We start from the raw sequence: 25637 nt of genomic DNA, 5'->3' as shown, positions 1-25637 counted from the left end.
GGGCCGCCCGGGCGAGCAGCCCGTCCAGCACCGCGAACCGGGACGGCCAGTCCGCCGCCGCCAGCATCCGCTCCCGGATTTCCGCCGCCAGCGGCCCGAGCAGCGTCTCCGCCGGCACGTCCAGCCCGGCCAGCTCGCCGGCCGGCAGCCCGAGCAGCGCCCGCGCCGCCAGCGGATCCAGCCCCACCTGCACCCCGGACTGCCGGCCCGGGTGGGTGATCAGCGCCGGCACCGTGTGCAGCCCGCCCACCAGCGCCCGGTACGTCGCCGGACCCCGGCCGGACTCCGGGTGCATCGCCACCGTCAGCGGGTCGTCCAGGGTGAAGATCAGGGTCAGGTACGGCGACGGCAGGCCGCGGTGCCGCCCGGGCGGCAGACCCGCCTGGCGGTACCCCGAGTACCAGGCCGCGTACCCGGCCATCGGGCCCGCGGGCCGCACCCGTGCGCTCTCGTCGACGACGTCCGGCCCGTCCACACCAGCCAGTATCGTCCGGCTGTGGCGCCGCACACATCCGGGCGCCGGATGTCACACCCCGGGCCCCCGCCGGACTCTTGGATGGCAGCAACCGCGACAGGAGGCGCCACGATGACCGACCCCGGCGACACCGCACCCGCCGGCGGCCCCGGGACACCCCGGAGTCCGCGACCCGGCTCTTCACCGACCACCGTGAGCTGCTGTTCTCCATCGTCTACAACATGCTCGGCAGCGTCGCCGACACCGAGGACGTGCTCCAGGAGACCTGGCTCGCCTGGGCCGGCCGCGAGAGCGGCCCCGACCGGGCGCCGATCGAGATCCCGCGGGCCTACCTGGTGCGGATCGCGGTGAACAAGGCGATCGCCCGGCGCACCGCCCTCAGCCGCCGCCGCGAGAGCTACGTCGGCCCCTGGCTGCCGGAGCCCCTGGTCAGCGGCCTCGACCGGGCCGACGCGCCGGAGAGCACCGCCGACCTCGCCGAGCGCGCCGAGTCGGTGTCCATGGCCCTGCTGGTCGTCCTGGAGACGCTCGCCCCGCTGGAGCGGGCGGTGTTCGTCCTGCACGAGGTGTTCGGGTACCCGCACACCGAGATCGCCGGGATCCTCGGCCGTACACCCGCCGCGGTGCGGCAGCTCGCCCACCGCGCCCGGGAGCACGTGCACGCCCGGCGCCCCCGCTACCGCGCCGACCCGCACCTGCGCCGCCAGGTCACCGAGCGGTTCGCGGCCGCCGTCGGCGGCGGCGACCTGAACGCCCTGATGGAGCTGCTGGCACCGGAGGTCACCCTCTGGGCGGACGGCGGCGGCAAGGCGGTCGCGGCGGGGCTGCGCCCCGTGCACGGCCGGGAACGCGTCGCCCGCCTGCTGCTGACCGGGCCGCGCCGGGCCGGTGCCCAGCTGGAGGTCCGCTGGGCGTGGGCCAACGGCGACCCGTCGGCGCTGCTGTTCCGCGGCGACACGCCGTTCGGCGTCCTCGTCGTGGAGCTGACCCCGGACGGCGGCCGGGTGGCCGGCATCTACTTCGTGACCAACCCCGACAAGCTCGCCCACGTCGGCTGAACCACCGCGTCGTCCCCGCCCGTCGCGCCCGGGCCCGCTCCGGCATGCCCGCCGGCGGCCCGGCCGGGCGGACCCGCACCACCCACCGCCCGTGCCGAAGGAGAGAGACCATGATCCTCGTGACCGGAGCGACCGGCCTGGTCGGCCGCCCGCTCGTGACCGCCCTGGCCGCCGAGGGCCGCGCCGTCCGCGCGGTGACCCGCGACCCGGCCGCCGCCGCCCTGCCCGGCGGGGTCGAGACCGTCCACGGCGACCCGTCCCGTCCGGACACCCTCGCCGGCGCCCTGGAGGGCGTCACCGCATTCTTCCTGCACCCCCGGGCCGCCGGCGACGCCGCCGCCGAACTCGTCGCCCTCGCCCGCGACCGGGGCGTGCGCCGGGTGGTCGCCCTGGCCGCCCTCAACATCGACGAGGCCCTGGACGACCAGCCGTCCCGGCACCGCGGCGACCGCAACAAGGAGGCGGAGCAGGCCGCCGCCGGCAGCGGCCTGGAGTGGGCCAGCCTGCGCTCCGGCACGTTCGCCGCCAGCAGCCTGCACGCCTGGGGCGCCCAGATCCGGGCCGGCGATGTCGTCCGCGGCCCGTACCCGGAGTTCGCCGAGGCACCGATCCACGAGCGGGATCTCGCGGCCGTCGCCGCCCGCGCCCTGGTCGCGGACCGGCCGCTCGGCCGCCTCGACCTCACCGGGCCGCACTCCCTCACTCACGCCCGGATGGTCGAGGTGATCGGCGAGGTGCTCGGCCGCCCGCTGGCCTACCGGGGCGTGCCGCCCGAGGCCGCCGCCGAGGGCCTCGTCCGGCAGGGCGCGGGCGAGCCTTTCGTCGCCGCCCTGATGGCCCGCTACCGACGCGAGCTCGGCCGGCCCGCCCCCGTCACCGACACCGTCCGGCGGGTGCTCGGCCGGCCGGCCCGCGACTACGCGACCTGGGTCGCCGACCACGCCGACGCCTTCTCGGCCCGGCCGGCCGCCGCGGCCTGACCGCCCCCGACCATCCGTTCGATCCTCCGGAGGAGGAAGCCGTGAAACTCACCGTGTTCGCCGCGACCGGCGGCATCGGCCGCCAGATCCTGGACCAGGCGCTCGCCGCCGGCCATGAGACCACTGCCGTCGTCCGCAATCCCGCCCGCCTGGCCGTGGACGGGCAGCCGCCGGACGCCGCCCGCATCGTCACCGCCGACCTCGCGGCCGCCGACCCGGCGGTCCTCGAAGCCGCGGTGGAGGGCGCCGACGCGGTGCTGTCCGGGCTGGGCGCCCGGTCCACCGCCGAGGCCGGCGTCGCCCAGCGGGGCACCCGGGCCATGATCCGCGCCATGCAGGCCACCGGCGTCCGCCGGCTCGTCGTGGTCAGCGCCGCACCCGTCGGCACCGTGCCCACCCCGGCCCGTCCGGCCCCGCCCCGGCACGACCCCGGCGACGGTTTCGTCATGCGGCACGTGCTCAACCCGATGATCAAGACGATCCTCCGCGCGCACTACGCCGACCTCGCGCTGATGGAGGAGGCCGTGCTGGCGAGCGGACTCGACTGGACGGTCGTCCGCCCGCCCAAGCTCACCGACCGGCCGCCGACCGGCGTGTACCGCACGGCCGTCGGGCGCAACGTCCGCGGTGGCTGGTCCGTCCCGCGGGCCGACGTCGCCCACCACATGCTCCAGGTGCTCGACGAGCCGCAGACCGTGCGGCGGATCGTCTCCATCGCCGCCTGACCGATCGGTCCCGTGCTGGACGATTCGCCGGTGCGTCCGGGCTGGGGGCACCTCCCGGCCGAAGGCTGGGGAGACGCCCGGCGTCGTACGCGCGGCGGGAGTTGTCGGACAAGCCCTGGTGCCGTGCTCCGTCGGCGCGATCCCGATCCGTCCGCGGGTCGGCGACCGCGCCGTCGGCCCGCCCGGCCTCCCCGGTCGCCGCCCGGCCTCAGAAAGTGTTGGGTAAGCGGGGGACTACTCGGTTTTGAGGTCGTCGGCGAGGCGGCGGGCTGCTTCGGTCTCGATGGGGCCGCGCGGTTCGATCTCCTCGCCGGCGAGGCGAGCGGCCATGAGCCGGATCATCGCAACCTTGATCATCGCCTCGGCGTGCGCGGTCTTGCGTTCGTAGTCCCGTGCCAACCGTCTGCACCGCCCCAGCCAGGAGAAAGTCCGCTCCACCACCCACCTGCGGGGCAGCACCCGGAAGCCTTTCACATCGGCGTTCCGCGGCACCGCGACGATCTCCAGGTTCTCGTGCTCCGCCGCCCAGCCGACCAGGCTGGCATCGACGACATTGACGTAGCCGCCGTCGACCCAGACCAGCCCGACCTGCGGAAACAGGTTCCGGATCCCGGCAAGGACCAGCTTCGCGCCCGCCCGGTCCTGCACCGAGGCCGAGTGCACGACCGCCCGCAGCACGAGTCCACAGGTGTCCACCAGCAGGTGCCGCTTGCGGCCACGCACACGCTTGCCCGCGTCGTAGCCGATCGCCTGCCCGCCCTGGTGACTGCGAGCCGACTGCGAGTCCAGCACCGCCGCCGACGGCTGCGGATCCCGGCCGTCCGCCAGCCGGACCCGCTCGCGCAGCGCGTCGTGGACCCGGTCCCAGGTCCCGTCCGCCGTCCAGGCACGAAACCACCGATAGGCCGCGTCCCACGGCGCCAGGTCATGCGGCACCAGCCGCCAGGCACAACCGCTGACCAGCACGTACAGCACGGTGTCCACAATCAGCCTGCGCGGGAACTTCAACGGACGGCCACCCCGACGCAGGTCCCGCTCCGGCAGCAACGGCTCGATCACCGCCCACTGAGCATCCGTCAACGACGATTCATAGGACGGCTTACACGAACAGACACACATGGCGGCGATCTTCGCGGACACCTCGCCCGCGAAGATCACAACCCATGCATCACTCCATGCAGCTGATCAATTACCCAACACTTTCTCAGGCGGACCGGGCCGGACGCAGCGCCCGCCGCGGCGGCGGCACCACCGCAGGGGTCGCCGCCCGGCCCGCCCCGGCCGCGGCAGGCACCGCCAGCCCGGCCCGGACGGCCGCCTGCGCCGCCCGCGCCAGCTCCCGGCGGCCGCCGTGGCGTCCGGCCGGGATCGCCGGAAGCAGCACCAGCTCGGCCACCAGGCCGCGGCTGGCCACCACCCGGCCCAGCGACGGCAGCAGACCGTCGTCGCCCACGAACGCCGCCACCGTGGTCGGCGCGCCGTCCGCCGCGGTGTACCGGATCGCCACCGGCTCCACCGCCGCACCCGACCGGACGGCCGCCTCGAACAGCGCCGGACGGAAGCGCCCGCCGCCCCGGCCGCACCAGGTGCTGCCCTCCGGGAAGACCGCCACCCGCTCGCCCCGGCCGAGCGACGCCGCGACCTCGGCGACGGTGCCCGGCAGCGCCCGCAGGCCGTCCCGGTCCAGGAACACCGTGCCGCCCCGGGCCGCCAGCGGGCCCAGCAGCGGCCACCGCCGCACCTCCGCCTTGGCGAGCATCCGGCCCGGCCGCACGGCCGCCACCAGCAGGATGTCCAGCCAGGACACGTGGTTGGCCGCCAGCAGCGCCCCGCCCGTCCGCCCCGCCGGGGCTCCCGGGCCGTCACCCGTCACCCGGAGCCGGACACCGAGCGAGCCCAGCAACAGCCGGGCCCACAGCCGCACCGCCGCCTCCCGCGACCGGGGACGGAGGGCCCGCACGAGCGGCATCAGCGCCACGCCCGCCACCAGCAGGGCTGCGCACCCCGCGCAGCGGGCCGCCCGCACCGCCGGGCCGACCGCCGGGCCGGGGGCGGCCACGCAGTCCTCCGGGGTGCACGGCGCCGTCGGGAGCCAGACGCTCACGGCTGCGCCCCCGCCGACAGGAAGTGCCGCAGGTAGCGCGGGTCGGTCCGCTCCAGCGACAGCAGCACGTACAGGTCGGCCACCGAGAAGTCCGGGTCGTACGCCGGCTCGCCGCACACCCACGCACCGAGCCGCAGGTAGCCGCGGAGCAGCGGCGGCATCGCCGTCCGGCCGGTGTGCTGCGGCCGGACGACGCCGGAGTGGTCCCACGGGCGCAGCGGACGCACCCGGTACTCCGGCGGCGAGAGGTGCCTGGCCGCGACCGTGTCCCACACGCCGGCGGCTGTCGTGCCGCCGTTCGTGAGCGGCACCGAGCAGCAGCCGGCCACCCAGGTGTTGCCGGTCTGCGCCAGGTAGCGGGCGATGCCGCCCCACATCAGGTTGATCACCGCGCCGTCCCCCCGGTGGTCGGGGTGGATGCAGGAGCGCCCGACCTCGACCAGGCCCGGCCGCAGGCCGGCCAGCGCCGACAGGTCGAACTCGGTGTCCGAGTACAGCCGTCCGGCCCGCTGCGCCGCCTGCGGCCCGAGCAGCCGGTAGGTGCCGACCACCTCCTCCGTACGGGTGTCCCGGACGAGCAGGTGGTCGCAGAACGCGTCGAACGGGTCGGCGTCCAGGCCCGGCAGCGCGCTGTCCAGCACGGCGCCCATCTCCCGGGCGAAGACCGCGTACCGCAGCCGCTGGGCGGCCCGGACGTCGGCCTCGTCGCGGGCCAGCGCCACGGTGTAGGCGGGGGGTGAGGCAGGGGCGTGGATCGTACGGGCGGGGGCAGTGGTCATGGCGGACTCTCCGTGGTCGTGGACGGGCCGGGCGCGGGTCGCCGCACCCGGCCCGGGCGGCGGCCGTCAGGCTCATGACGGGTCACCCGTATGTGTTCCGCTTCAGACCGGCGGCGAGGTGACCGTCCGACGGAGCGCAGATGTGGACCGGCTGAACGCCTGGCGCGCGCCCTCTCCCGGGCGTCCCGGCGGCCCCGCGCGCCCCTTGCGCGGCCCCGCGGGGCCGGGGCGCGCGCCCCGACGGGTAGCGGCCGCCCGCAGCGGGGAAGGACAGCGGTGCGGCCGGTCGGGGGCGGGGCGTGCCCGTCCGCGGCCGCGAGGGAGGACCGTTCCGTGCACAGTGATCTCCGCCGGCGCCGGGAGGCGCTGGAGAACGCGTGGTCCCGCTGGGTGCCCGGCCGTCCGTCCGGGCCCGGGCCCGGGGCGGGGGCGGGGACGGCGCTCCGCCCCGAGGTCGCCGACTCCTGGCAGCGTTCGCTGCCCACCGTCGACCCCGGCCGCACCTTCGCGCCGGTCGCCGAGGGCGGCGCCCCCGACCCCCGCTGGGCCCGCTCCCCGCTGCACGACCCCGTCGGCCGGCTCGCCGCCGACCTGCGCAGCATCGCCGAGGACGCCGGCTTCGTGGCCGCCGTCACCGACGAGAGCGGCACCATCCTGTGGACCTGCGGCGGCCGGGTCATGCAACGCCAGGCCGAGCGGGTCAACTTCGCCCCCGGCGGCCGCTGGGACGAGTCGGCGATGGGCACCAACGCGCTCTCGCTGGCGCTGCGCACCGGCCGCCCGAGCACGGTGTTCTCCGCCGAGCACCTGGTCTCCGCCCTGCACGGCTGGGTCTGCTACGGCGCGCCGATCCGCCGCCCGGACGGCCGGATCCTGGGCGTCCTCGACCTCTCCACCACCTGGGACCGCTCGCACCCGCTGGCGCTCTCCACCGTCCGGGCGCTGGCCTCCGCCGTCGAGGCCGGGCTGCCGCCGGAACACCCGGCGCCCGCCGGGGGACTGCGGCTGCGCTGTCTGGGGCGCGCGGCCGCCTCGCGCGCCGGGCTGCCGCTGCGCCTCCCGCCCCGCAGGCTGGAGATCCTCACCCTGCTCGCACTGGAGCCGGACGGCTTCACCGCCGACCGGCTGCACACCGCCCTCTACGGCGACCGGCCGGTGTCCGCGGCCACCGTCAAGGCCGAACTCTCCCACCTGCGGCGGGCCCTGGGCGGGGCCGTCGCCGCCCGCCGCTACCGGCTCACCGAACCCGTCGACTGCGACGCCGTCGCCGTGCTCCGGGCCCTGGGACGCGGCGACACCGCCGGCGCGCTCCGGCACTGGACCGGCCCGCTGCTGCCGCAGTCCGAGGCGCCGGGCATCGTCGAGCACCGCGTCTGCCTGGAGGTCGCCGTCCGCTCCGCGGTGCTCGCCGCCGCCGACCCCGGGCCGGCCCTGCGCTACGGCGAACTCGCCCCGTACGACGCCGAGGTGCACGAACACGCGCTGTGCGTCCTGCCGTCCGCGGACGCGCGCCGGGCGATCGCCCTGGGCCGGCTGCACGCCGCCCGGCGGGACTGACGCGCCCCCGCCCGCGTGTCGCCAACCTTTCACCAACCCGAAGGGGTGAGAGTGACCTGCGTCATGGCGGTGGACGGCCGCGTGACGCCCCCGAACGCGCCTTTCGACGAGGAGAGTCGCCATGGTCTACGCCCAGCCCGGAACCGAAGGCAGCATCGTCAGCTTCGCCCAGCGCTACGACAACTTCATCGGCGGCAAGTGGGTCGCCCCGGTGGACGGACGCTACTTCGACAATCCCTCGCCGGTGACCGGCGCGACGTTCTGCCAGGTCGCCCGCTCCTCCGCGGCCGACGTCGAACTCGCCCTGGACGCCGCGCACAACGCCGCCGACGCGTGGGGCCGCACCTCGGTCACCGAGCGGGCGGGCATCCTCAACCGGATCGCCGACCGGATCGAGCAGAACCTCGAGAAGCTCGCCGTCGCCGAGACCTGGGAGAACGGCAAGCCCGTCCGCGAGACGCTGGCGGCCGACCTGCCGCTCGCCGTCGACCACTTCCGGTACTTCGCGGGCGTGGTGCGGGCCCAGGAGGGCAGCATCGCGCAGATCGACGACGACACCGTCGCCTACCACTTCCACGAGCCGCTCGGCGTGGTCGGCCAGATCATCCCGTGGAACTTCCCCATCCTGATGGCCACCTGGAAGCTCGCCCCGGCCCTCGCGGCCGGCAACTGCGTGGTGCTCAAGCCCGCCGAGCAGACCCCGGTGTCGATCCTGCTGCTGGTCGAACTCATCGCCGACCTGCTGCCGCCCGGCGTCCTCAACGTGGTCAACGGCTTCGGCGTGGAGGCCGGCAAGCCGCTCGCGTCCAGCCCCCGGGTCGCCAAGATCGCCTTCACCGGCGAGACCACCACCGGCCGGCTGATCATGCAGTACGCCAGCGAGAACATCATCCCGGTCTCCCTGGAGCTCGGCGGCAAGAGCCCGAACATCTTCCTGCCCGACGTCACCGCCGCCGACGACGACTACCTCGACAAGGCCGTCGAGGGCTTCGTGATGTTCGCCCTGAACCAGGGCGAGGTCTGCACCTGCCCGTCCCGCGCGCTCGTCCACGCGTCCATCTACGACGAGTTCATGGCCCGCTGCATCGCCCGCACCGAGGCCATCGTCTCCGGGAACCCGCTCGACCCCGCCACCATGATCGGCGCCCAGGCCAGCAACGACCAGTACGAGAAGATCCTCTCCTACCTGGACATCGGCCGCCAGGAGGGCGCCGAGGTCCTCACCGGCGGCAACCCCCGTACGGTGCCCGGCCTGGAGGGCGGCTACTACATCGAGCCGACGATCTTCCGCGGCACCAACGACATGCGGATCTTCCAGGAGGAGATCTTCGGCCCGGTCGTCTCCGTCACCACGTACGAGAACGTCGAGGAGGCGCTGCACATCGCCAACGACACCCTCTACGGGCTCGGCGCGGGCGTCTGGACGCGTGACGGCAATGCCGCCTACCGGCTCGGCCGGGAGATCAAGGCCGGCCGGGTGTGGACGAACTGCTACCACGCGTACCCGGCGCACGCCGCCTTCGGCGGGTACAAGAAGTCCGGCATCGGGCGCGAGACCCACAAGATGATGCTCGACCACTACCAGCAGACCAAGAACCTCCTGGTCAGCTACTCCGCGCAGAAGCTCGGCTTCTTCTGATGCCCGTCGCGCGGGTCGAACTGACCCCGGCTGCCGAGGAGTTGCTCGGGAAGCTGGCGGCGCTGAACGGGCCGGTGATGTTCCACCAGTCCGGCGGGTGCTGCGACGGCAGCGCCCCGATGTGCTACCCGCGCGGCGAGTTCCGGGTCGGCGCCGCCGATGTCCTGCTCGCCCGGCTGCCGGTCGGCGACACGCCGTTCTGGATGAGCGCCGACCAGTACGCGTACTGGCGGCACACCCACCTGACGGTCGACGTCGTCCCCGGGCGGGGCAGCGGCTTCTCACTGGAGGCCCCGGAGGGCGTCCGCTTCCTGATCCGCTCCCGGCTGTTCACCGATGCGGAGAGCGGGGCGCTGGCCGCCGAGGGCCCGCCGCGCACCGGGGCCGACGAGCTGTAGCGGCCCGTCGGAAGGGGCCCGCACGGCCCGGGCGTCCGCGACCCGTTCGGACGCCCGGCCGTGCGGCTGCCGCCCGGCCCGGCCCAAGGTGGGGAGCGGACGGGTTCGCACCGGCCCGTCCCACCGACCGCAGGAGGACCCGATGGGCGCAGGAGCCGGACAGGCCGGCGACGACATGGCGGCCGGCCGGACCAACCGCAGTCAGGAACGGACGGTCCTCCTCGCGACCGGCGACGACCCCGCCGGCTACCAGGAGGACTTCGTCCTCAAGATCGCCACCGTCGGCGACCACGTGCCGACCGCCAACCCCGAGGGCGTCGACGCCCTGCACGCCACCGGCACCGTCGCCTTCCCGACCGGCGGTGCCGCCGGCACGATCCCCGCCGGCAACGGCGTGGTGGCCCGCGGCATGAACGGCCTGGTCGGCTACGTCCACGCGGTGGCCCGGGACCGCACCGACGAGCAGCAGACCCAGGCCGGCGTGCTCGGCGTGGGCGGCAGCGGCTCGCCGGGCCTGTTCGGCCGCGGCGGGAGCGGCGTGCTCGGCTACGCCGACGGCACCTCCCGCGATCCCGCCTTCGAGGCCGTCGAGCCGGGCGGCGTGGTCGGGCTCGCCGACACCGGCACCGGGGTCCGCGGCAAGGGCGACACCGGCGTCTCGGGCGAGGGCGACGCGGGCGCCGGGGTCATCGGCCGCAGCAGCCTCGGCCCCGGCGTGGCCGGCATCGGTGACCAGGGCATCGGCGTGCTCGGCGAGAGTTCCGGTGGGCAGGGCGTGTTCGGGCTGTCGAAGACCGACAACGGCGGCGCGTTCCAGTCCGAGGCGTGGGCCCAGGTCTGGCTGATGCCCCGCGAGGCCGAACCGCTGCCGCCGGCCGTGCCGCACACCCCGGACGCCGTCCCGATCGACGAGCGCCACCCCGGCCCCGCGCTCCCCAGGAACGGGCGGGCCGGCGAACTCACCGCCCTGGTCGACCGGGACGGCCGCTGCACGCTCTGGTTCTGCACCGGCCCCGCACCCTCCGGCCATGCCCGCTGGGCCCAACTCCTCGTCGGCACCGCGGTCGAGGGCCGCGCCTGAGCGGAGCACCGGCCGTCCCGCCGCGGCGCGGACGCCGTTGCGGCACCGGTCACGGCGCGGTGAAGGCGTCCAGGCCCTTCAGGCTGAGACGGGCGTAGTGGTCGAGGCCGTGCCGCCGCGCGAGGTCGAGCGTCTCCTGCCAGTACCGCCTGGCCGCCGCCCGGTCGCCGTGCTCGAAGTGGGTGCGCGCGAGGGCTTCCAGGGTGTCCGCGATCCCGCCGTGGCTGCCCAGCTCCCGGCGGATCTCCAGGGCCTCGGCCAGCACCTCCAGGGCCTCCTGCGGCCGGCCCAGGCCGCGCAGCGAGTCCCCGAGATTGGTCAGCGAGATGGCCAGGTACGGGCGGGACCCGAGCGCCCGCCACCCGGCGACGGCCGAACGGTAGGCCCGCTCGGCCCCCACGAGGTCGCCGGCCCCGAAGAGCACGCCGCCGAGCGTGGCCAGATCGGTCGCGGTGGGCTGGGCACTGCTCATCCGCGCCGCGAGCTCGGCCGCCTGCTCGGCGTAGAGCCGGGCCTGTTCCACGTCGCCGTTCTGCTGATGGGCGTTGGCGAGGTTCCCCAGGACGGTCTTCTGGGCCGCCGTCTCGTCGACGGCCCGGAAGCACTCCAGCGCCGTCCGCAGGTGCTCCAGGCTGAGCTCGTTGCGCTGGGCCAGACCGTGCGCGACACCGAGGCGGCCGTGCAGCCAGCCCTGCCCGAGCACGTCCCCGCCGCTGGTCGCCGCGGCCAGCGCCTCCGTCAGGCACTCGGCCCACTCGCCGTTCCACCAGTAGGTCAGCCCGTAGCCGAACAGCGCGGCCGCCAGCCGCCAGGCGATGTCGGGCCGCGACAGCTCCGCGGCCCGCCGGACGGCGGCCCGGATGACGGGCAGCTCCTCGACGCACCAGTCGAGCGCCGCGTCCCCGTCCGCGAACTCGGGCAGCTCGAAGTCCTCCGCGTCGTCGAGCGGCGGGATCGGCAGCGCCTGCGGCGTCACCCGGCGGTTCGCCGCCGAGACGGCGGCCGCGTACCAGCCCAGCAGGCGCAGCTGCGCGGCCGTCCGGGCCTCCTCGGGCTCCTCCGCGCGGGCGCACTCGGCCGCGAACTCGCCGAGCAGGTCGTGGAACCGGTACCGCCCGGGTGCGGCGACGTCCAGCAGATGCGAGTCGACCAGCGCGTCGAGCACGTCCAGCGTGTCGTCGACCGGCGCGCCGATCAGCGCGGCCGCCGACTGGGCACTGTGGCGGTACGCCGGCCACAGCCCCAGCAGCCGGAACGCCTGGGCCGCCTCCCGCTCCAGCGGCCGGGCACCGGCCTGCAGCGAGCTGTAGCTGAACGAGAAGGCGTCGCGGACGGCCAGGTGGTCGACGGCCAGGGCCCGGAGCCGGTCCGTCCGCCCCAGCCGCCGGGCCAGCTCGCCCAGCTCCCACGCGGGCCGGTGGGCCAGCCGGCTGCCCGCGATCCGCAGCGCCAGCGGCAGCCCGGCGCAGGCGGTCATGATCCGCCCGGCCGCCGCCGGGTCGGCCGCCACCCGGTCCTCCCCGCACATCGCCTCCAGGAGGCTGCGCTGCTCGTCCGGGCTGAGCGGCCCGAGCGGGATCCGGGTGGAGCACGGCAGGCTCGGGAGCTTGTGGCGGCTCGTCACCACCACCGCGGACCGGCCGCTGCCGGGCAGCAGCGGCAGGACCTGCCGGGCGTCCCGGGCGTTGTCCAGCACCACGAGCAGCCGGCGTTCGGCGAGCAGCGCCCGGTACGCGGCGGCCCGGTCGTCGGTGTGCTCCGGCACGGACGGCCCGGGCACGCCGAGGTCGGTCAGGAAGCGGCCGAGCAGGTCGTGCGGCGTCCGCGCCTCGGAGAGCCCGTACCCCTGCAGGTCGGCGTGGAGCTGCCCGTCCGGATAGTCCTCCCGGACGGTGTGGGCACCGTGCAGCACCAGCGAGGTCTTGCCGACCCCGCCCATGCCGGTGACGATCACGACGCGCGCCGCCGCACCCGGTTCGCCGGGCCGCAGGTACAGCGCGAGGGCGTCCAGCTCGCGCTGCCGCCCGGTGAAGTCGCCCGGCGCCACCGGGAGCTGGGCCGGTGCGGGGGCCGCCGCGGGCGCATCGTCCGCGACCCCGGCGCCGGGAGCGGCCACGGCCGCCCCCGGCGGCGTCGCCCGGGGAGCCGTCCGCGTCGAGCACCTCCTGGTGCGCACGCCGGACGGCCTCGCCCGGCTCGATCCCGAGTTCGTCCACCAGCGTGCGGCGCAGCGAGCGGTAGGCGGCCAGCGCGTCCGCCCGGCGACCGGCGCGGTGCAGCGCCAGGACCAGCTGCCGGTGGAAGGACTCCCGCAGCGGGTGCTCCGCCGCGAGCAGCGACAGCTCGGCGGCCAGACCCTCGTGCCGGCCCAGTTCGAGCTCCGCGTCGAACCGCCACTCGAACGCCTGCAGCCGGAGTTCCGCGAGCCGGGCGGCCTCCGGTGAGCCGTCCGGGAGCGGCAGGTCGCCCGCACCCCCGCCGCGCCACAGTGCCAGCGCGGCGGCACTCTCCCGCAGGACATGCGGCCACTCCCGGTCCGCGTGCGCGGCCCTGGCCCTGCGGAGGTGCGCCGCGAAGACGGCACTGTCGAGCTCCTCCTCCGCGACCCGCAGCAGGTACCCGGACGCGGTGGACTCCAGCCGGTCCTCCAGTCGCGGGCCGAGGCTCCGCCTCAGCCGGGCGAGGTGGTTGTGGAGCGAGGCGCCGGCGGTACGTGGCGGGTGCTCACCCCACACCACGGCCACCAGGGCCTCGGCGGTGACCGGGCGGTCCGGGTTCACCAGCAGGTGCGCCAGGAGCGAGCGGTGCGTGGGGCTGGTGACCGGCCGCGCCTCGACACCGTCGTGGACGGTCAGCGGACCGAGCAGGCCGAACAGGACTGGCATGGGCTCCCCAGCTCGGAATTCTCTGTTGGCGGCATGTTAGTTCGCTGTGGCCGACGGCCTGCAGGCTGGTCCGCAGGACGCCACACGCCGCACCCGCCCGGGCGCGGCCCACCACGGGAGGAACACCGATGACACGTCGATCCGACGGCCGGCCGGCAGCAGCACGCACCGACACCGGGTGGGGCTAGAGATTGTGGGCCGGTGGGTGGCGCGGGCCGGCCCCGGGACGGGGGCCGCCGCCCCCTGTCCGGAATCGCCGGGCGGGGTTAGCCTGCTCCGCATGGCACCACGGCCCCTCGTGCCCGTCGTCCTGCACGGCCGGTATGTCCGGCTGGAACCGCTGACCACGGCGCACGTCCCCGATCTGCACCTTGCCGGCAGCCGCGACGACGGTCTCTGGCAGTGGCTTCCCGTGGTCACGCCCTACACCCTCGGCGAGATGCACATGCTGGTCGAGCAGCGGCTGGCCCAGCAGTCCGCCGGCGGGGCGGTGCTCTTCGCGATCATCCCCGCGGGAACCAACCGGGCCGCCGGATGGATCGCGTACACGGACATCTCGGTCGTCGACGAGCGCCTGGACATCGGCTGGCACTGGGCCGCACGCTCCACCTGGGAGACCCCGGTGGCGGTCGAGACCCACCTCCTGCTGCTCCACCATGCCTTCGAGAACCTGGGCTTCGGCCGCGTCCAGTGGCAGATCGACCACCTGGACGTCCGCTCCCAGCTGACGCTCTCCGGTCTCGGCGCCGTCCGGGAGGGCCCCTGCGCCGCCACGCCCGGCGCTCCGACGGCACCTGGCGGGACACCCTCGTTTACGCCGTGCTCGCCACCGAGTGGCGCAACGGCACGACCGGCGGGCTCATCTGAGCGCCGCCGGCCGTGTCCGTGTCCGTGCCCGTACCCGCTACGCGGTGGCGGGCCCGGGGCGCTCCTGGACGGGACGGTCACGATCGCCTCGCTCTTCACGAGCCACGCGACACCGAACGCGAATACCGACACCGCCTCGCCCAGGTAGGTCAGGGTCAGCGGGAAGTCCCAGGCGAAGTGCAGCACACCGGCCGCGGCGATCACCACGATGGAGCCGACGATGACCCAACCGCACACCCGGTAGACCCAGTTGTGGACGCGCGCGTCCTGGCGCTCGCGGGGATCCCGGGTATCGCGGAACAGTCGCAGGCAGAAGAACGCGAGCACGCCGAACAGCCCGGCGGCGAAGCAGAGATGCAGGACGCCGAGGGTCGTCTGCGTGCCGCTCGGATGCGGCGTGAGGGAGCTCGGCGGGAGGGTGGGGAAGAGGGCCACCAGGATCGCGAACACACCGGCCAGCGTGCTCAGCCGGTCCTCGCGCCGGTCGTGGCGGTAGCAGATCAGGAAGACCCCGATCGCACACAGACTGCCGACGAAGACGTTGCGCATGTGCGTGTAGTACGACGCGCTCATGGAAGCGAGCAGCACGAACCGCGCCGAGGTGATGCTGTTCCCGACCAGGAGGACGATCGGCAGGAGAGAGCCGATGACGCCGACGCCGAAGCGGAGGCGCTGCACGGTCTGCGGATCCTGATCCGGAAGGTCGATGGGCTCGATTGGGTCGATCGTGGAGTCACGGTGGGTCATGGGACGCCCCCTCAGCCACCCGAAATGCTCAGTACCTCCCGATTTTCCCGTTGCCGCACATCCCGAAACCGCGTCGGCCGCAGGCCCGGTGCCCGTGGGCACGGGCAGGGCCTGGACACCTCGCCGGGCTCGGCCTAGCATCCGGACCACCCGATCGATCCGTTGCCACCGAGAGGCTGCACCGTGCACCCCTTCCGCAAGGCCGTCGAGGCCCGCGACATGGACGCGGTCGCCGCGCTGCTGGCCGACGACGTCGTCTTCACCAGCCCGGTCGCGTTCAAGCCCTACCCGGGCAAGGCCATCACCGCCGCGATCCTGCGCGGCGTGCTGCGGGTCTTCGAGGACTTCACCTACGTCCGCGAGATCGGCGAGGAGGACGGCCGCGACCACGCCTTGGTCTTCACCGCGACGGTCGGCGGCAAGGCCGTCCAGGGCTGCGACTTCCTGCACCTCGACGAGGACGGCCGGATCGACGAACTCACCGTCATGGTCCGACCCCTGTCCGCCGCCCAGGCCCTCGCCGAGGCGATGGGCGCCCAGTTCGACCGCATCGCCCGGGAGGCGGCGGGGAGTGAGCCGGCCGGCCGGCCGTGCCGGGAGTCCGTGAACGACAGGAGCGGCGGCGGCCCGAGGGCCGCCGCCGCTCCCGATCACCTTCGGCGCTCGGCTAGTTCACGTCGAAGTAGTAGTAATAGGTGTCGTACACCTTCCCGTGCGCATCGGTCGCGTAGGCGTAGAGGATGTGCGGGCCGCTCGCGTCCGGGGCCCAGGACACCTGGGCCGTGCCGGTCGCGTCCGGGGTGACGGTCGTCTCCGGATTCCAGTCGAACGAGTAGGTGTAGGACGCCACGTCCGGCACCTTGGGCGCGAAGGTGAAGACGCCGGTGACCCCGACGCCGCCGGCGCTCGCGGGAGTGTCCGTCTCCTCCGCGTAGATGTCGGACGTGACGGTCGGCGTGGTGTCGACGGTGGCGAACCAGCGGTACGGATTGCTCACCCAGCCGTTCGTGCTGTGGCTGCGCACCTCGACCTGGGTGGTGCTGTTCAGCGTGATCGCCACCGACGCCGTGCCGTCCGCGGCGGCGGCCACGGTCTGCGCCGCGCCGTAGCCCACCTGCACGGTGTAACTGTCCACCGGCTGGACGGCGGCGTTCGGCGCCAGGTGGAGCGTGACGGGCACCCCGACGCGCGGGCTGGGCGTGTCGGGCGTCACGACGGGCGAGGTGTCGCGGACGTAGAAGCGGTAGGTCGTGACGGCCGAGGAGGCGAACGCCCGGTCGAAGCTGCGGACCGAGAGGGTCTGCGGGCCCGAGTCGGGCGGAATCAGGGTGACCGAGGCGGAACCGCCGGGCGTGGCGGTGCGGACGAAGCCGGGCCCGGCGAACGGGTCGGTCCACTGCGGCACGCCGTAGGGGCCGATGTTCGTCCCGACGACGCCGAGGCCGGGGCCCCACGCGTACTGGTAGGCCGCCACGTCCGACACGCCGTTCGCCGTGAAGGTGAACTCGGCGGGGGTGCCCCCGGCGCTCCACTCGTCCGGCGGGTAGTTCGGCGCCGTCACCACGGGCGCCGCGGACGGCCGGACGGCGTCGACGTGGAAGTAGCAGGGCTTGGACCAGGCCGAGGTGTCGGTGCCGTCGCCGCCCTGAACCTGCCAGGCGTACGTCCCCCCGTCGGCGAGGACACCCGCCGGAACGTGCGTGCTGCGCACCCAGCCACTGACCATGCTGCTCTCGGTGAACTCCGTGCGCCGGTCACGGTGGCCCACGGGCCAGACGGCGAAGCGTCCGGTGAGCGTGCTGTCACCGGAGCCGGCATCGGCGTCGTGGAGCATGGCCGAGAGCTCCGGCGTCAGTTCGCCCATGGACGGGTACGGCTTCGCGGTGGCGCACGGCTGGTTGTCGTTGAAGAGCTGGGTGGGCGCCCCGGGCGGGGTGTTGTACGTCGCGTACAGCCGGACCCCGCGCGAGCCGCTGAGCCGGCGGCCCAGCGAGACGTTCCCCTCGTCGGACGCGGGCAGCCGCAGTTCGACCGACAGCGTGGTCTTCTTCGCGGCGGCGGCCGCTGCGGCCGCGCTCGTCAGGTCGAGCTGCAGGTAGGACGCCGGGCAGGTCTCGCTGCCGCCGACGGTGCCCAGCAGCTGCTTCTCGGCCGGGGCGTTGCGCCAGGTGAGGGGGCCGGCCTTCGTCCCCGTCTGCCAGACCTCGATGGCGCGCTGCGCACAGGAGTCCGCCTGGGACTCACCGAAGGAGAGGCGGGCGCTCAGCACGTGCGCGGCCGCGAATCCGGCCAGGTCGAAGGTCGCGTAGACCCGGGACGTGTGCGTGGTGCCCGAGTCGTCGAGCCAGGCGCCGAGGGGAAGGTCCCCGGAGGTGACCGGGTGGGCCGTCGTGGGCGCCTGCGCATCGGTGTAGGCCAGGGCAACCTGGGGGGCCTGCGCGACCACGGAAGCCGCCGCCGCGGGCGAGGCGGGTACCAGCACGCCCACCGACCCCAGTGCAGCCGCCGCGGTGCAGGCCGCGGCAGTGCGTATGCCCAATCGTCGTCTCAAAGCAGAGAACTCCTCTCCAGGCCCCGGAGGGCGCCGTCATCGGCGGCCACCCTAGCGTCAGGGCGTGTGCGGAGCACGGGAATTGTTCGTGGGTCGGCGAGGGGCCCCGACGTGCCGTCGGACGAGCCCCGGGCGCCGTCAGCGGTGGTCGGAGGCGCGTCGGCGCCTCGTCCGCCGGCCGACGAGCACGGCCGCTGCGGCGGCCGCGGCCGACAGGACCGTGCTGCCGGTGCCCCCGCCGCCGGCCGCGGCGCCGCCCGTCGCCGAGGCGTCGATCGTGGATCCCGTCGGGTCCGGGGCCGGCGCCGGGCCGCCGGAGGGCACGGCGGTCGCGGAGCCGGAGGCGGTGGGCGCGGGTGAGCCGGTGGGGGCGGGTGAGCCGGGCGCGGTGGCCGTCGGGGCGGTCGGCCCGCCCGTACCGGGGGTGCCGGGGCCGCCGGGCGTTCCCGGGGCGGCCGGGCCGGTCGTCGTGCGCGGCGGCGTGATGTCGAACGACGACACGACGTCGTTCTGTCCGGTGTTCAGCGTGCACGGCACGTCGACCCTGCCCGGGCCGGTGACCTTGCCGTTCGCGTCCTCCGGGACGAGGTGCAGGGTGAAGTTGCCGGCGGTGATCCGGGCGGTGCCCGGTCGGGTGAAGGTGAGGGTGGGTGCCGTGCCGGTCGCCGGGATGTCGAAGGAGCCGGAGGCCGGGATGCTCGTCCTGGTGATGGTGAGGTGCACGGGGACGCCGATCCTGCCCTGGGGTGCGGCGATGTCGGTCTCGGCGTCCAGGGTGCCCTCCATGATGCGCACGCCGAGGAGGTAGCGCAGTCCGAAGGTGAAGGTCGCGTCCACCGTGGCCGCCGCGTGGATGGCGAACCGCGGGCTGGACTCGCCGACCGCGAGCGAGGTGGGGATGTCGGTGGATATGCGCGCGGTGATGGGCTGTCCGCCGATCGTCGGGAACGTGCAGGTGTACTGCAGCGTCGGCGAGGCGGGCTGTGCGGCCGCGGGCCCGGCCCCGAGGACACCCGCGATGCCGCTCGCGGCCCCCCATGCCGTCGCGACCCGGAGCGCGGTCCTCGCCCTCCGGCTTTCCCCGTGGCTGGCACTCATGGTCCACCTTCCCCTTGCGCGTCTGCGGTGCCCGAACGACTCATGCGGCCTGTGCCCGGTCCTCGCCGCCCGGCGATCCCCGTCGGCGGGGCTCGTGGCGTTCCTGGTAGGTCCGGCTCAGGTGGCTCTGGATCCGGGCGTGCCGGAACTGGTACACCGCGCCGGCCTGGCGGAGCACACCCCGCCGGTGGGCGTCGTCCAGGAAGGCGATCAGGGCCCACGGCAGTCGTCCGGTGAGCGGCAGCCAGATCCGGGACAGGGCCACCCACTGGCCCCAGGCGGTGAGGCTGAGCCCGTAGCCAAGCCCGGCTCCGAAGGCGGATTCGAGTCCGAACACGGTGCCGACCTCCAGTCCGCGCAGCGGCCCGTACGCGATGGCGTTGAGGCTTCCGACCTCGAGTCCGATCACGAGCGCCCAGACGACGAGGTGGAAGGCCACGTTCCGGCGGTCCAGGTCCAGCAGATCGGCGGGGCTGACGACCGTTTCGGTTCTGATGGGAGCTTCGAGCAGGGCTATCAGGCCGAACACGAGCCCGGTCGCGAGAGCGATCGCGGGGAGGAACAGCAGCGCGGTCGTGAGTCCGTCGCCGCTCTGGCCGTCCCCGAGCCCGAGCGGCTCGACCACGCCCTGGTCGATGACCACCAGCATGGCCATGGCCGCCAGCCCGCCGCCCAGTCCGACCATGAACCGGGCGCGGACCTTCCCCGGCGTCCGCCCGGCGCCGCCGGAGAGCCTGATGCGCACCGGCGACGGTCTGAAGGCCTCGCGCGCGGACGCGTGCCAGTACACGAGGCCGAAGAGCAGCCCGGCGGCGATCCCGTGCAGGAGCCCGACCACGAGTCCGCGCACGATCGCGAACCCGAGCCCGTGCGAGGTCGCGACCAGGTCCACCGGCACGTTCCCGACGGCGGTCGTGACGCCGAAGGCCAGCCCCGCCAGGAACCCGACGACGAGGGTGCGCGAGGAACGGCGCATGCTGGTGCCCAGTTCCCACCAGGCGAGGTCCTGTCGCTCCCGGTCGAGCCGGGCCAGGTGATGGGCGAGGTAGCCGAGCCACCGCTGGGCGCGCTCCGGGTCCCACTGCGGGCGGTGGGGGCGGCCGTTGTCGGGCCGTTCGGGGGCCCGGGGCCGGTAGACGGTGGGGACGAAGCCCGCGAGGAGGTGTTCCTCGATGGCGTGCGCGTCGGGGAACCGGGTGGTGTCCAGGAGTTCGCCCGGTGTGCGTTCGGGGTCGTCGCTGTACATCGTCCGGGCGAGGGCGATCATCAGCGGGGTGCTCAGTGCGGCGGCGAGGTGCGCGCCCCCGGCGCTCTCCGCGAGCTGCGCCTCGTCCAGGACGGCGTCCCAGGTGGCGCCTGTGCCGTCGGCGCCGCGGGGGCCGGGGAACGCCGGATCGGTGCGGGGCAGGTAGTTGCGCAGGTCGTCGAGGGTCAGGTCGCGCAGTTCGAGGACGACGGCCGAGGCGAGCGGCGCGTGGGTGGCCCGGACGGCACCGGCGAACTCGTCGTGACGACTGGTCAGGACGAGCGGCAGCGCGGAGCGGTTGAGCGCGTCGAGCGCCTCGCCGCGCAGGCCCTCCGCGATCTCGTCGAATCCGTCGAGAACCGGCAGGACGAGATCGTCGTCGAGGAGGTCCGCGGCGAGCGACTTCCCGCTCGGGACCCGGCGGGCCAGGTGCGGGTGGTCGCGCAGCAGCCGGTCGATCAGCCAGTCGCGCAGGGCGACGGCGGACGGGTCCCAGGAGCCGAGGCTGAAGATCACCGGCACCCGCTCGGAGCGTGCCCGGGCGTCCAGCAGGTCGAGGGTGAACCGGATCGCCAGGATCGACTTGCCCGAACCGGCACGGCCCAGGACCACCAGCCGCCCCGACCGGATCCGCCGGTAGACCTCGGCCACCCGGCGCAGGTCCCCGCTCAGGTCCTCCTCGGACGAGGCGTCACCCGGGGCCAGGCGCTGGGTGTTCTCCGACCGGTCGGACACCTCCGCCGGCGCCCGCCGCCACCGCACCGGCAGGGCGAAGGGGTGGTGCACCCGGTGCTGGGCCTCCTCGCGCCGCCACCGCCGCCTGCTCTCCCGGGCCAACTCGTCGGCGGCGTCGGCGAGCGGGCCGTACGCCCGGGACGCTGCGGACGGGGCGGACGGGGCGGACGGGGCGGACGGGGCCTCGGGCGGCTCCGGCGCTGGTAACTCCCCGGCGCCGTCGAGTGCCGTCAGCCGCTGCCGGTCCTCGGGGCCGGCGCCCAGCGCGTCCGCGAGCCGTGCGACCGTTCCGAGCCGGTGGTCGAAGGGCTTGTCGTTCTCGATCCGGCCGATCGTGCGCTCGCCCAGCTCGGCGCGCTCGGCCAACTGAAACTGCGTCATGCCGGCCTGCTTGCGCAGCCGGCGGACCAACTCCCCGAGCGATTCCCCCACAGCCCGGCCCTTCTCCCCGTGATCCGGAACAGGCGTGAGCCTACCCTGACAACTGGTCATCCATGACCAGTGCTTTGACCTGTGCACTTCCCCGCGGGGACGCCAGCATCAGCGGTGCGGGCCACTCGTTCCTGCGGCCCCGGCGGTCCCGTCCGCGGCCCCGGCGGCGACGCCCGCACCGTCCGTGCAGGGAAGTGAAGGAGGCGAATTTCTGATGGCGGAGACGAAGGGCGTCCTGCTGCCGGCCTACGTGGTGGCCGACGAATCGGGCTCGATGGCGCCGTACCGGAGCGAACTGGGAGGCGGCGTGGCGTCCCTGTGCGAGGGGCTGCGCGCGGAGCCGATGATCGCGGCCAAGCTCCGGCTGGCCGTGCTCGGCTTCGCCGACGACGTACAGGTCCGGCTCGCGGTGGCCGACATGCGCACCGAGACCGGCGTGCCCCAGGTGGCGATCCGCGGAGTGACCAACTACCGGGCCGTCTTCGACGACCTGCTGCAGCGGATCCCCTCGGACGTGCAGTGGCTGCGCGGCGAGGGCTGGAAGGTGCACCGCCCGGTGGTCTTCTTCCTCAGCGACGGCCAGCCCACCGACGGATCCGCGTGGCGCGCGCCGCACGCCGCCCTGACCGACCGGCGCCGGACCCCGGCCGCCCCGAACATCATCGCCTGCGGCATCGGCGACGCCCGGGCGCAGACCATGGTCGAGGTCGCCACCAGCCCCCAGTTCGCCTTCGTCGCCAAGTCCGGTGCCGACGTGGGCCGGGCGATCTCGGAGTTCTTCCACTCGCTCACCGCGAGCCTGGTGGCCTCGGGTCAGGCCCTGAACTCGTCCGATCCGCACCTGGTCGTGAACCGCCCGGACCAGTTCACCATGGCCATCGACGAGGTCGGCCTGTGACGCCGGCCCACCGGGGGACGGGGCCCACCCGGCACCCGCACCCGGCCCGCCCGTGCCGCCACCGCCGCTCCTTCCCCCGACCCCGGCCCTCCCCACGGCCCCGCCCCCGGCGGTGTCCGGGCCGGGTGCGGCGCCGTGGCGGCGGATCGCGGTGGGCGTCCCGGGCATGGAGTTCGAGGCCCGCCCGCCCAGCCAGTACGCCTTCGACTTCCCCGACAGCGAGTGCGACGGCTGGTCCACGGACGCCCTCACCCTCCGGTTCGCCTCGGTGCGCGGCGCCAAGCACCGCTACTACCGCCAGCCGCGGCAGGACGCGGCCCGAGCGGCCGTGCACGAGGCCACCGACAGCATCGTGTTCGCCGTCGCCGACGGCGTCTCCAGTGCCTCCGAGTCGCACCAGGGCGCCGTCGAGGCCTGCCGGGCCGCCGTCGAGCGGATCCTGCACCTGCTCGACCGGACACCGGGCCCCCTCGACCCCGCCGACGTCGCCGCACACGCCGCCGAACGGCTGCGGCAGCTCGCGCAGTGGCGGCTCGGCGTCACGGAGCCCGGGCCCGCCGACGTGGCCCGGCTGTACGCGACCACCCTGGTCGCCGGCGCGGTGCGTCCCACCGCCGGGGGCCTGGACGTCGAGCTCTTCCGGATCGGCGACTCCGGCGCCTGGATCCTCGACCGGGCCACCGGCGGCTACCGGCCGCTGTTCGACTCGAAGACCGGATCGGACACCCTGCTGGTCACCAACGAGGTCTCCCCGCTGCCGCGGATCCCCGACCGGCTCGAAACGGCCACCGCACGGCTGGAGGCGGCCGGGGCACTGCTGGTCGGCACGGACGGCTTCGGCGACCCGCTCGGCGAGGGCGACGGCCGGGTCGGTGCGCTGTTCGCCCACTGCCTCGGCGCCCCGCCGCCACCGCTGTGGCTCGGGCACGTACTGGACTTCACCCGGGAGACATTCGACGACGACCGCACCCTGCTGGCCCTCTGGCCCCGGAGCGAGGCGGAACCGCGGTGAGCAGCGAACCCGCGGCGCCGGTCGACGTCGCCGCCCTGGCCCTGGGGCACCGACTCGGTCAGGGCGGCCAGGGCACCGTCCACCAGGTGCTCAACAAGCGCATCAACGAGGGCGCCGCCGACGGCGACTGGGAAGTGGTCTACAAGGAGTACGGCCCCGCCGTCCTGCCCGCTGTCGACGCCGCCGCGCTCGCCGCCCTGGCGGCCCTGCCCGGCACCCTCGGCGGAGCACAGGCGCGCTGGCTGTGCGAGAAGACCGCATGGCCGGCCGCCGTGGTCCGGCGTCAGGGGCAGCCCTGCGGGTTCCTGATGCGCGCGGTGCCCGACCGCTTCCACTTCATGCTCCGGACGCTGACCGGCGCGAAGACCGGCTCCCGGCGGCTGGCCAGCATGGAGTACCTCCTCAACGACGACACGTACATCGCCGGGATCGGACTGGCCGTCAGCGACCGGCACCGGCTGCTCCTGCTCGCCGACCTGGCCACCACGCTGGACCGGCTCCACCGGATCGGGGTCGCCGTCGGCGACGTCTCCCCGAAGAACCTGCTCTTCGGCCTGGCGCCCGAGCCCGCGTGCTTCCTGATCGACTGCGACGCCGTGCGCCTGCACGGCGCGACGGTGCTGCCGCAGGCCGAGACCCCCGACTGGCAGGTCCCCGCAGGTGAGGAGCGGGCCACCCGGGCGAGCGACGTCCTCAAACTGGCTCTGCTCGCCGTTCGGATCTTTGCCCGCGACCAGACCGCCACCGAGCCCACCGCCCTGTCCGCCGTCAGTCCCGCGCTCGGCGACCTGGCCCGCGCCTCGCTCGACCCCGACCCGGCACGACGGCCGACACCCGCCGCGTGGGCCGAGCGACTTGCCGCGGCTGCGGTCGGCGCGTCCGCCAGGACCGCGCCGAGCGCCTCCCGGCAGCCGAGACGGTCCCCTGCCCGACCGGGCCCCGGCCGGCCGCCCGCCACCCCGGGGACGCCGACACCGTCCGCCACCGCGGCGGCCAAGGCCGGCAAGGTGCTCGGGGCGGTCGCCGCCGCCCTGGTCCTGCTGCTGGTTGTCGTGAGCAACCAGCACTCCTCCCGGGCCGACGCCTCCGGGGCGATCGGCGGCCGGCCGGCCGTCCTCGACACCTCGGGATCCTTCCACGGCCTGCCGTGGACCCCGGCCCCCGATCCGGTGACGACCACCGTCGACCCGGACACCCCGACGCCGACACCCACACCCACACCGACGCCGACACCCACACCCACACCGACGCCGACACCCACGCCGACGCCGACGCCGACCGACCCCGTCGCCACCGCGCGGGTCGGCGACTGCTTCCACGACAGCGGGACCGGCGGCCACGCCGAACTCTCCGCCAGCGACTGCGTCCCCGGGGCGTTCGAGGTCGTGCGGATCAATGCCGGCAGCACCGACCTGAACAGTTGCGACGGCGTCGCCAACAGCGACGAGAGCGTTTCGTCCAGCCTGTACAACCGCGTCCTGTGCCTCAGCTACCGGAGCTCCGGCGGCACTTCCTACCATGCCCGCCAGGGCGACTGCGTCTTCGGGGCCGCCGGCGCCGACGCGTGGTCGACCCAGGCCTGCCAGACCGGCAACTTCAAGGTCCTGGCGGTCTACCGCGGCACCTCCGACCACTCCAAGTGCGACAGCTGGCCGCACGACAACTCCTGGCGCACCATGCCCGCCGCCGGGCACCCCGGGCTCGACGTCCTGCTGTGCCTGTCCATGAACTTCCCGGACGACGCGGGCTACGCCACGGTCAACGAGTGCCTGTTCAAGTCGGGCTCCACCTTCACCAACGTCGGCAGCTGCAGCAGGTCCAACGTCTACGTCACCGGGCGCACCAGCACCCCCGACGACCCCGCCTTCTGCGGCACCAGCGGCTCCACCTACTGGCGATCCGCCGACTACCCCGCCTACGGCTACACCGTCTGCTGGCGCTGGCGCTGACCCCGGGTGCCCGCAGCGGACAACCCTCCATCGGAACAAGAGAGTCGAGGAACTGACATGGCATACCGCTACCGGTGCGGCGAGTGCGGCTTCAAGACCTCCTGGGGCACCCAGTCCCAGGGCGAGCAGCAGCAGATCGCGCACTACGCCGACCGGCACGCCGGCATCGTCCCCGGCGGCCAGGTGGAGACCAACACCAAGAACCCGGACGGCGGCAGCGGCTGCCTCGCCTTCGTCGTCGTCGCGATCCTGCTCCTCCTGCTCGCCTCCTCGTGCCACCACTGACGCCCGTCCGACACCACGGCCGAGGCACCGCCGACGGACCGCAGCGCCGGCCGGCCCACCACGACAAGGAGCACGGCATGTCCAAGCACTACTGGGGTCCGGGCCCGGCGGCCCCGGCGCCCCCACCTGGCAGCAG

General features: G+C 74.8%; 19 protein-coding genes and 3 pseudogenes. 13 read left to right on the top strand and 9 right to left on the bottom strand.

Translation table 11 applies throughout. The features are described 5' to 3' along the window. Positions 1-175: 175 nt before the first annotated feature. Positions 176-421 (bottom strand): annotated as a pseudogene (locus tag ABEB13_RS10745) (AraC family transcriptional regulator); the annotation flags it as partial. Positions 422-672: 251 nt separating this feature from the next. Between ABEB13_RS10745 and ABEB13_RS10740 the strand changes: the two are divergent. The 3 genes from ABEB13_RS10740 (at position 673) to ABEB13_RS10730 (ending at position 3238) form a co-directional block, all read left to right on the top strand. Further along, positions 673-1533: a sigma-70 family RNA polymerase sigma factor gene (locus ABEB13_RS10740; protein WP_425559960.1), complete on the top strand. Its 861-nt coding sequence runs from the start codon at positions 673-675 to the stop codon at positions 1531-1533. Positions 1534-1643: 110 nt separating this feature from the next. After that, a complete protein-coding gene (locus ABEB13_RS10735; protein WP_345705311.1) occupies positions 1644-2513 on the top strand; it encodes an NAD(P)H-binding protein in 870 nt (289 codons plus the stop codon). 41 nt (positions 2514-2554) lie between these two features. Beyond that, complete coding sequence (locus tag ABEB13_RS10730) at positions 2555-3238, top strand: NAD(P)-dependent oxidoreductase (protein WP_345705310.1); 684 nt, start codon at positions 2555-2557, stop codon at positions 3236-3238. A gap of 234 nt (positions 3239-3472) precedes the next feature. Here ABEB13_RS10730 and ABEB13_RS10725 read toward each other — a convergent pair whose 3' ends face one another. The 3 genes from ABEB13_RS10725 to ABEB13_RS10715 form a co-directional block, all read right to left on the bottom strand. Next, positions 3473-4357, bottom strand: coding sequence for an IS5 family transposase (locus ABEB13_RS10725; protein ID WP_345709548.1), 885 nt, complete (start codon positions 4355-4357; stop codon positions 3473-3475). Between the two features lie 85 nt (positions 4358-4442). Then, the gene (locus tag ABEB13_RS10720) at positions 4443-5342 is read right to left on the bottom strand and encodes a lysophospholipid acyltransferase family protein (protein ID WP_345705309.1); all 900 of its coding nucleotides are present in this window, start codon (positions 5340-5342) and stop codon (positions 4443-4445) included. Further along, on the bottom strand, positions 5339-6121 hold the full coding sequence (locus ABEB13_RS10715) for a GNAT family N-acetyltransferase (RefSeq protein ID WP_345705308.1): 783 nt from the start codon (positions 6119-6121) through the stop codon (positions 5339-5341). Before ABEB13_RS10715 ends, ABEB13_RS10720 begins: the two co-directional genes overlap by 4 nt. Before the next feature lie 333 nt (positions 6122-6454). Here ABEB13_RS10715 and ABEB13_RS10710 point away from each other — a divergent pair, with 333 nt between their 5' ends. The 4 genes from ABEB13_RS10710 (at position 6455) to ABEB13_RS10695 (ending at position 10796) form a co-directional block, all read left to right on the top strand. Next, positions 6455-7678 carry a GAF domain-containing protein gene (locus ABEB13_RS10710; protein WP_345705307.1) on the top strand — a complete coding sequence of 408 codons (1224 nt, stop codon included), beginning with the start codon at positions 6455-6457 and terminating at the stop codon, positions 7676-7678. Between the two features lie 121 nt (positions 7679-7799). Beyond that, the gene (gene adh, locus ABEB13_RS10705; protein WP_100890982.1) at positions 7800-9317 is read left to right on the top strand and encodes an aldehyde dehydrogenase; all 1518 of its coding nucleotides are present in this window, start codon (positions 7800-7802) and stop codon (positions 9315-9317) included. After that, complete coding sequence (locus tag ABEB13_RS10700; RefSeq protein ID WP_345705306.1) at positions 9317-9715, top strand: DUF779 domain-containing protein; 399 nt, start codon at positions 9317-9319, stop codon at positions 9713-9715. Before adh ends, ABEB13_RS10700 begins: the two co-directional genes overlap by 1 nt. A gap of 142 nt (positions 9716-9857) precedes the next feature. Beyond that, the gene (locus tag ABEB13_RS10695; RefSeq protein WP_345705305.1) at positions 9858-10796 is read left to right on the top strand and encodes a hypothetical protein; all 939 of its coding nucleotides are present in this window, start codon (positions 9858-9860) and stop codon (positions 10794-10796) included. A 49-nt stretch (positions 10797-10845) separates the two neighbouring features. On the opposite strand, the gene ABEB13_RS10690 is transcribed toward ABEB13_RS10695, so the two are convergent. Together ABEB13_RS10690 and ABEB13_RS40465 are read right to left on the bottom strand one after the other, a co-directional pair. Continuing rightward, positions 10846-12912, bottom strand: a complete 2067-nt coding sequence (locus ABEB13_RS10690) for an ATP-binding protein (protein WP_345705304.1) — start codon at positions 12910-12912, stop codon at positions 10846-10848. Positions 12913-13012: 100 nt separating this feature from the next. Next, positions 13013-13681, bottom strand: a pseudogene (locus ABEB13_RS40465) (AfsR/SARP family transcriptional regulator); the annotation flags it as partial. Between the two features lie 280 nt (positions 13682-13961). Between ABEB13_RS40465 and ABEB13_RS10680 the strand changes: the two are divergent. Continuing rightward, positions 13962-14696 (top strand): GNAT family N-acetyltransferase, encoded by a 735-nt coding sequence (locus ABEB13_RS10680; RefSeq protein ID WP_345705302.1) that lies wholly within the window; start codon positions 13962-13964, stop codon positions 14694-14696. 782 nt (positions 14697-15478) lie between these two features. Continuing rightward, positions 15479-15862, top strand: a pseudogene (locus tag ABEB13_RS10675) (nuclear transport factor 2 family protein); the annotation flags it as partial. A gap of 100 nt (positions 15863-15962) precedes the next feature. Here ABEB13_RS10675 and ABEB13_RS10670 read toward each other — a convergent pair. The 3 genes from ABEB13_RS10670 to ABEB13_RS10660 form a co-directional block, all read right to left on the bottom strand. Beyond that, positions 15963-17783, bottom strand: a complete 1821-nt coding sequence (locus ABEB13_RS10670) for a DNRLRE domain-containing protein (protein ID WP_345705301.1) — start codon at positions 17781-17783, stop codon at positions 15963-15965. Between the two features lie 201 nt (positions 17784-17984). Next, positions 17985-18944: a DUF6801 domain-containing protein gene (locus tag ABEB13_RS10665; RefSeq protein WP_345705300.1), complete on the bottom strand. Its 960-nt coding sequence runs from the start codon at positions 18942-18944 to the stop codon at positions 17985-17987. 40 nt (positions 18945-18984) lie between these two features. Further along, positions 18985-21417: a helix-turn-helix transcriptional regulator gene (locus ABEB13_RS10660; protein WP_345705299.1), complete on the bottom strand. Its 2433-nt coding sequence runs from the start codon at positions 21415-21417 to the stop codon at positions 18985-18987. Between the two features lie 154 nt (positions 21418-21571). Between ABEB13_RS10660 and ABEB13_RS10655 the strand changes: the two genes are divergently transcribed. The 4 genes from ABEB13_RS10655 (at position 21572) to ABEB13_RS10640 (ending at position 25501) form a co-directional block, all read left to right on the top strand. After that, positions 21572-22255 carry a vWA domain-containing protein gene (locus ABEB13_RS10655; RefSeq protein ID WP_345705298.1) on the top strand — a complete coding sequence of 228 codons (684 nt, stop codon included), beginning with the start codon at positions 21572-21574 and terminating at the stop codon, positions 22253-22255. 166 nt (positions 22256-22421) lie between these two features. Further along, complete coding sequence (locus ABEB13_RS10650; protein WP_345705297.1) at positions 22422-23267, top strand: protein phosphatase 2C domain-containing protein; 846 nt, start codon at positions 22422-22424, stop codon at positions 23265-23267. Next, entirely contained in the window at positions 23264-25216 is a 1953-nt protein-coding gene (locus ABEB13_RS10645) for a hypothetical protein (protein WP_345705296.1), read from the top strand. Before ABEB13_RS10650 ends, ABEB13_RS10645 begins: the two co-directional genes overlap by 4 nt. A 57-nt stretch (positions 25217-25273) precedes the next feature. Next, positions 25274-25501 carry a hypothetical protein gene (locus tag ABEB13_RS10640; protein ID WP_345705295.1) on the top strand — a complete coding sequence of 76 codons (228 nt, stop codon included), beginning with the start codon at positions 25274-25276 and terminating at the stop codon, positions 25499-25501. Positions 25502-25637 lie beyond the last annotated feature (136 nt).

The sequence above is a fragment of the Kitasatospora paranensis genome, from assembly GCF_039544005.1.
Classification (GTDB): domain Bacteria; phylum Actinomycetota; class Actinomycetes; order Streptomycetales; family Streptomycetaceae; genus Kitasatospora; species Kitasatospora paranensis.
Note: the sequence above shows the minus strand (reverse complement) of the source record. Positions and strands in the feature narration are given on the sequence as shown.

Bases quoted from the DNA above. Each gene is read 5' to 3' on its own strand.
- ABEB13_RS10735 (WP_345705311.1), top strand. From the start codon at position 1,644: ATGATCCTCGTGACCGGAGCGACCGGCCTGGTCGGCCGCCCGCTCGTG.
- ABEB13_RS10725 (WP_345709548.1), bottom strand. From the start codon at position 4,357: ATGTGTGTCTGTTCGTGTAAGCCGTCCTATGAATCGTCGTTGACGGAT.
- ABEB13_RS10715 (WP_345705308.1), bottom strand. From the start codon at position 6,121: ATGACCACTGCCCCCGCCCGTACGATCCACGCCCCTGCCTCACCCCCC.
- adh (WP_100890982.1), top strand. From the start codon at position 7,800: ATGGTCTACGCCCAGCCCGGAACCGAAGGCAGCATCGTCAGCTTCGCC.
- ABEB13_RS10700 (WP_345705306.1), top strand. From the start codon at position 9,317: ATGCCCGTCGCGCGGGTCGAACTGACCCCGGCTGCCGAGGAGTTGCTC.
- ABEB13_RS10695 (WP_345705305.1), top strand. From the start codon at position 9,858: ATGGGCGCAGGAGCCGGACAGGCCGGCGACGACATGGCGGCCGGCCGG.
- ABEB13_RS10680 (WP_345705302.1), top strand. From the start codon at position 13,962: ATGGCACCACGGCCCCTCGTGCCCGTCGTCCTGCACGGCCGGTATGTC.
- ABEB13_RS10665 (WP_345705300.1), bottom strand. From the start codon at position 18,944: ATGAGTGCCAGCCACGGGGAAAGCCGGAGGGCGAGGACCGCGCTCCGG.
- ABEB13_RS10660 (WP_345705299.1), bottom strand. From the start codon at position 21,417: ATGACCAGTTGTCAGGGTAGGCTCACGCCTGTTCCGGATCACGGGGAG.
- ABEB13_RS10655 (WP_345705298.1), top strand. From the start codon at position 21,572: ATGGCGGAGACGAAGGGCGTCCTGCTGCCGGCCTACGTGGTGGCCGAC.
- ABEB13_RS10650 (WP_345705297.1), top strand. From the start codon at position 22,422: ATGGAGTTCGAGGCCCGCCCGCCCAGCCAGTACGCCTTCGACTTCCCC.
- ABEB13_RS10640 (WP_345705295.1), top strand. From the start codon at position 25,274: ATGGCATACCGCTACCGGTGCGGCGAGTGCGGCTTCAAGACCTCCTGG.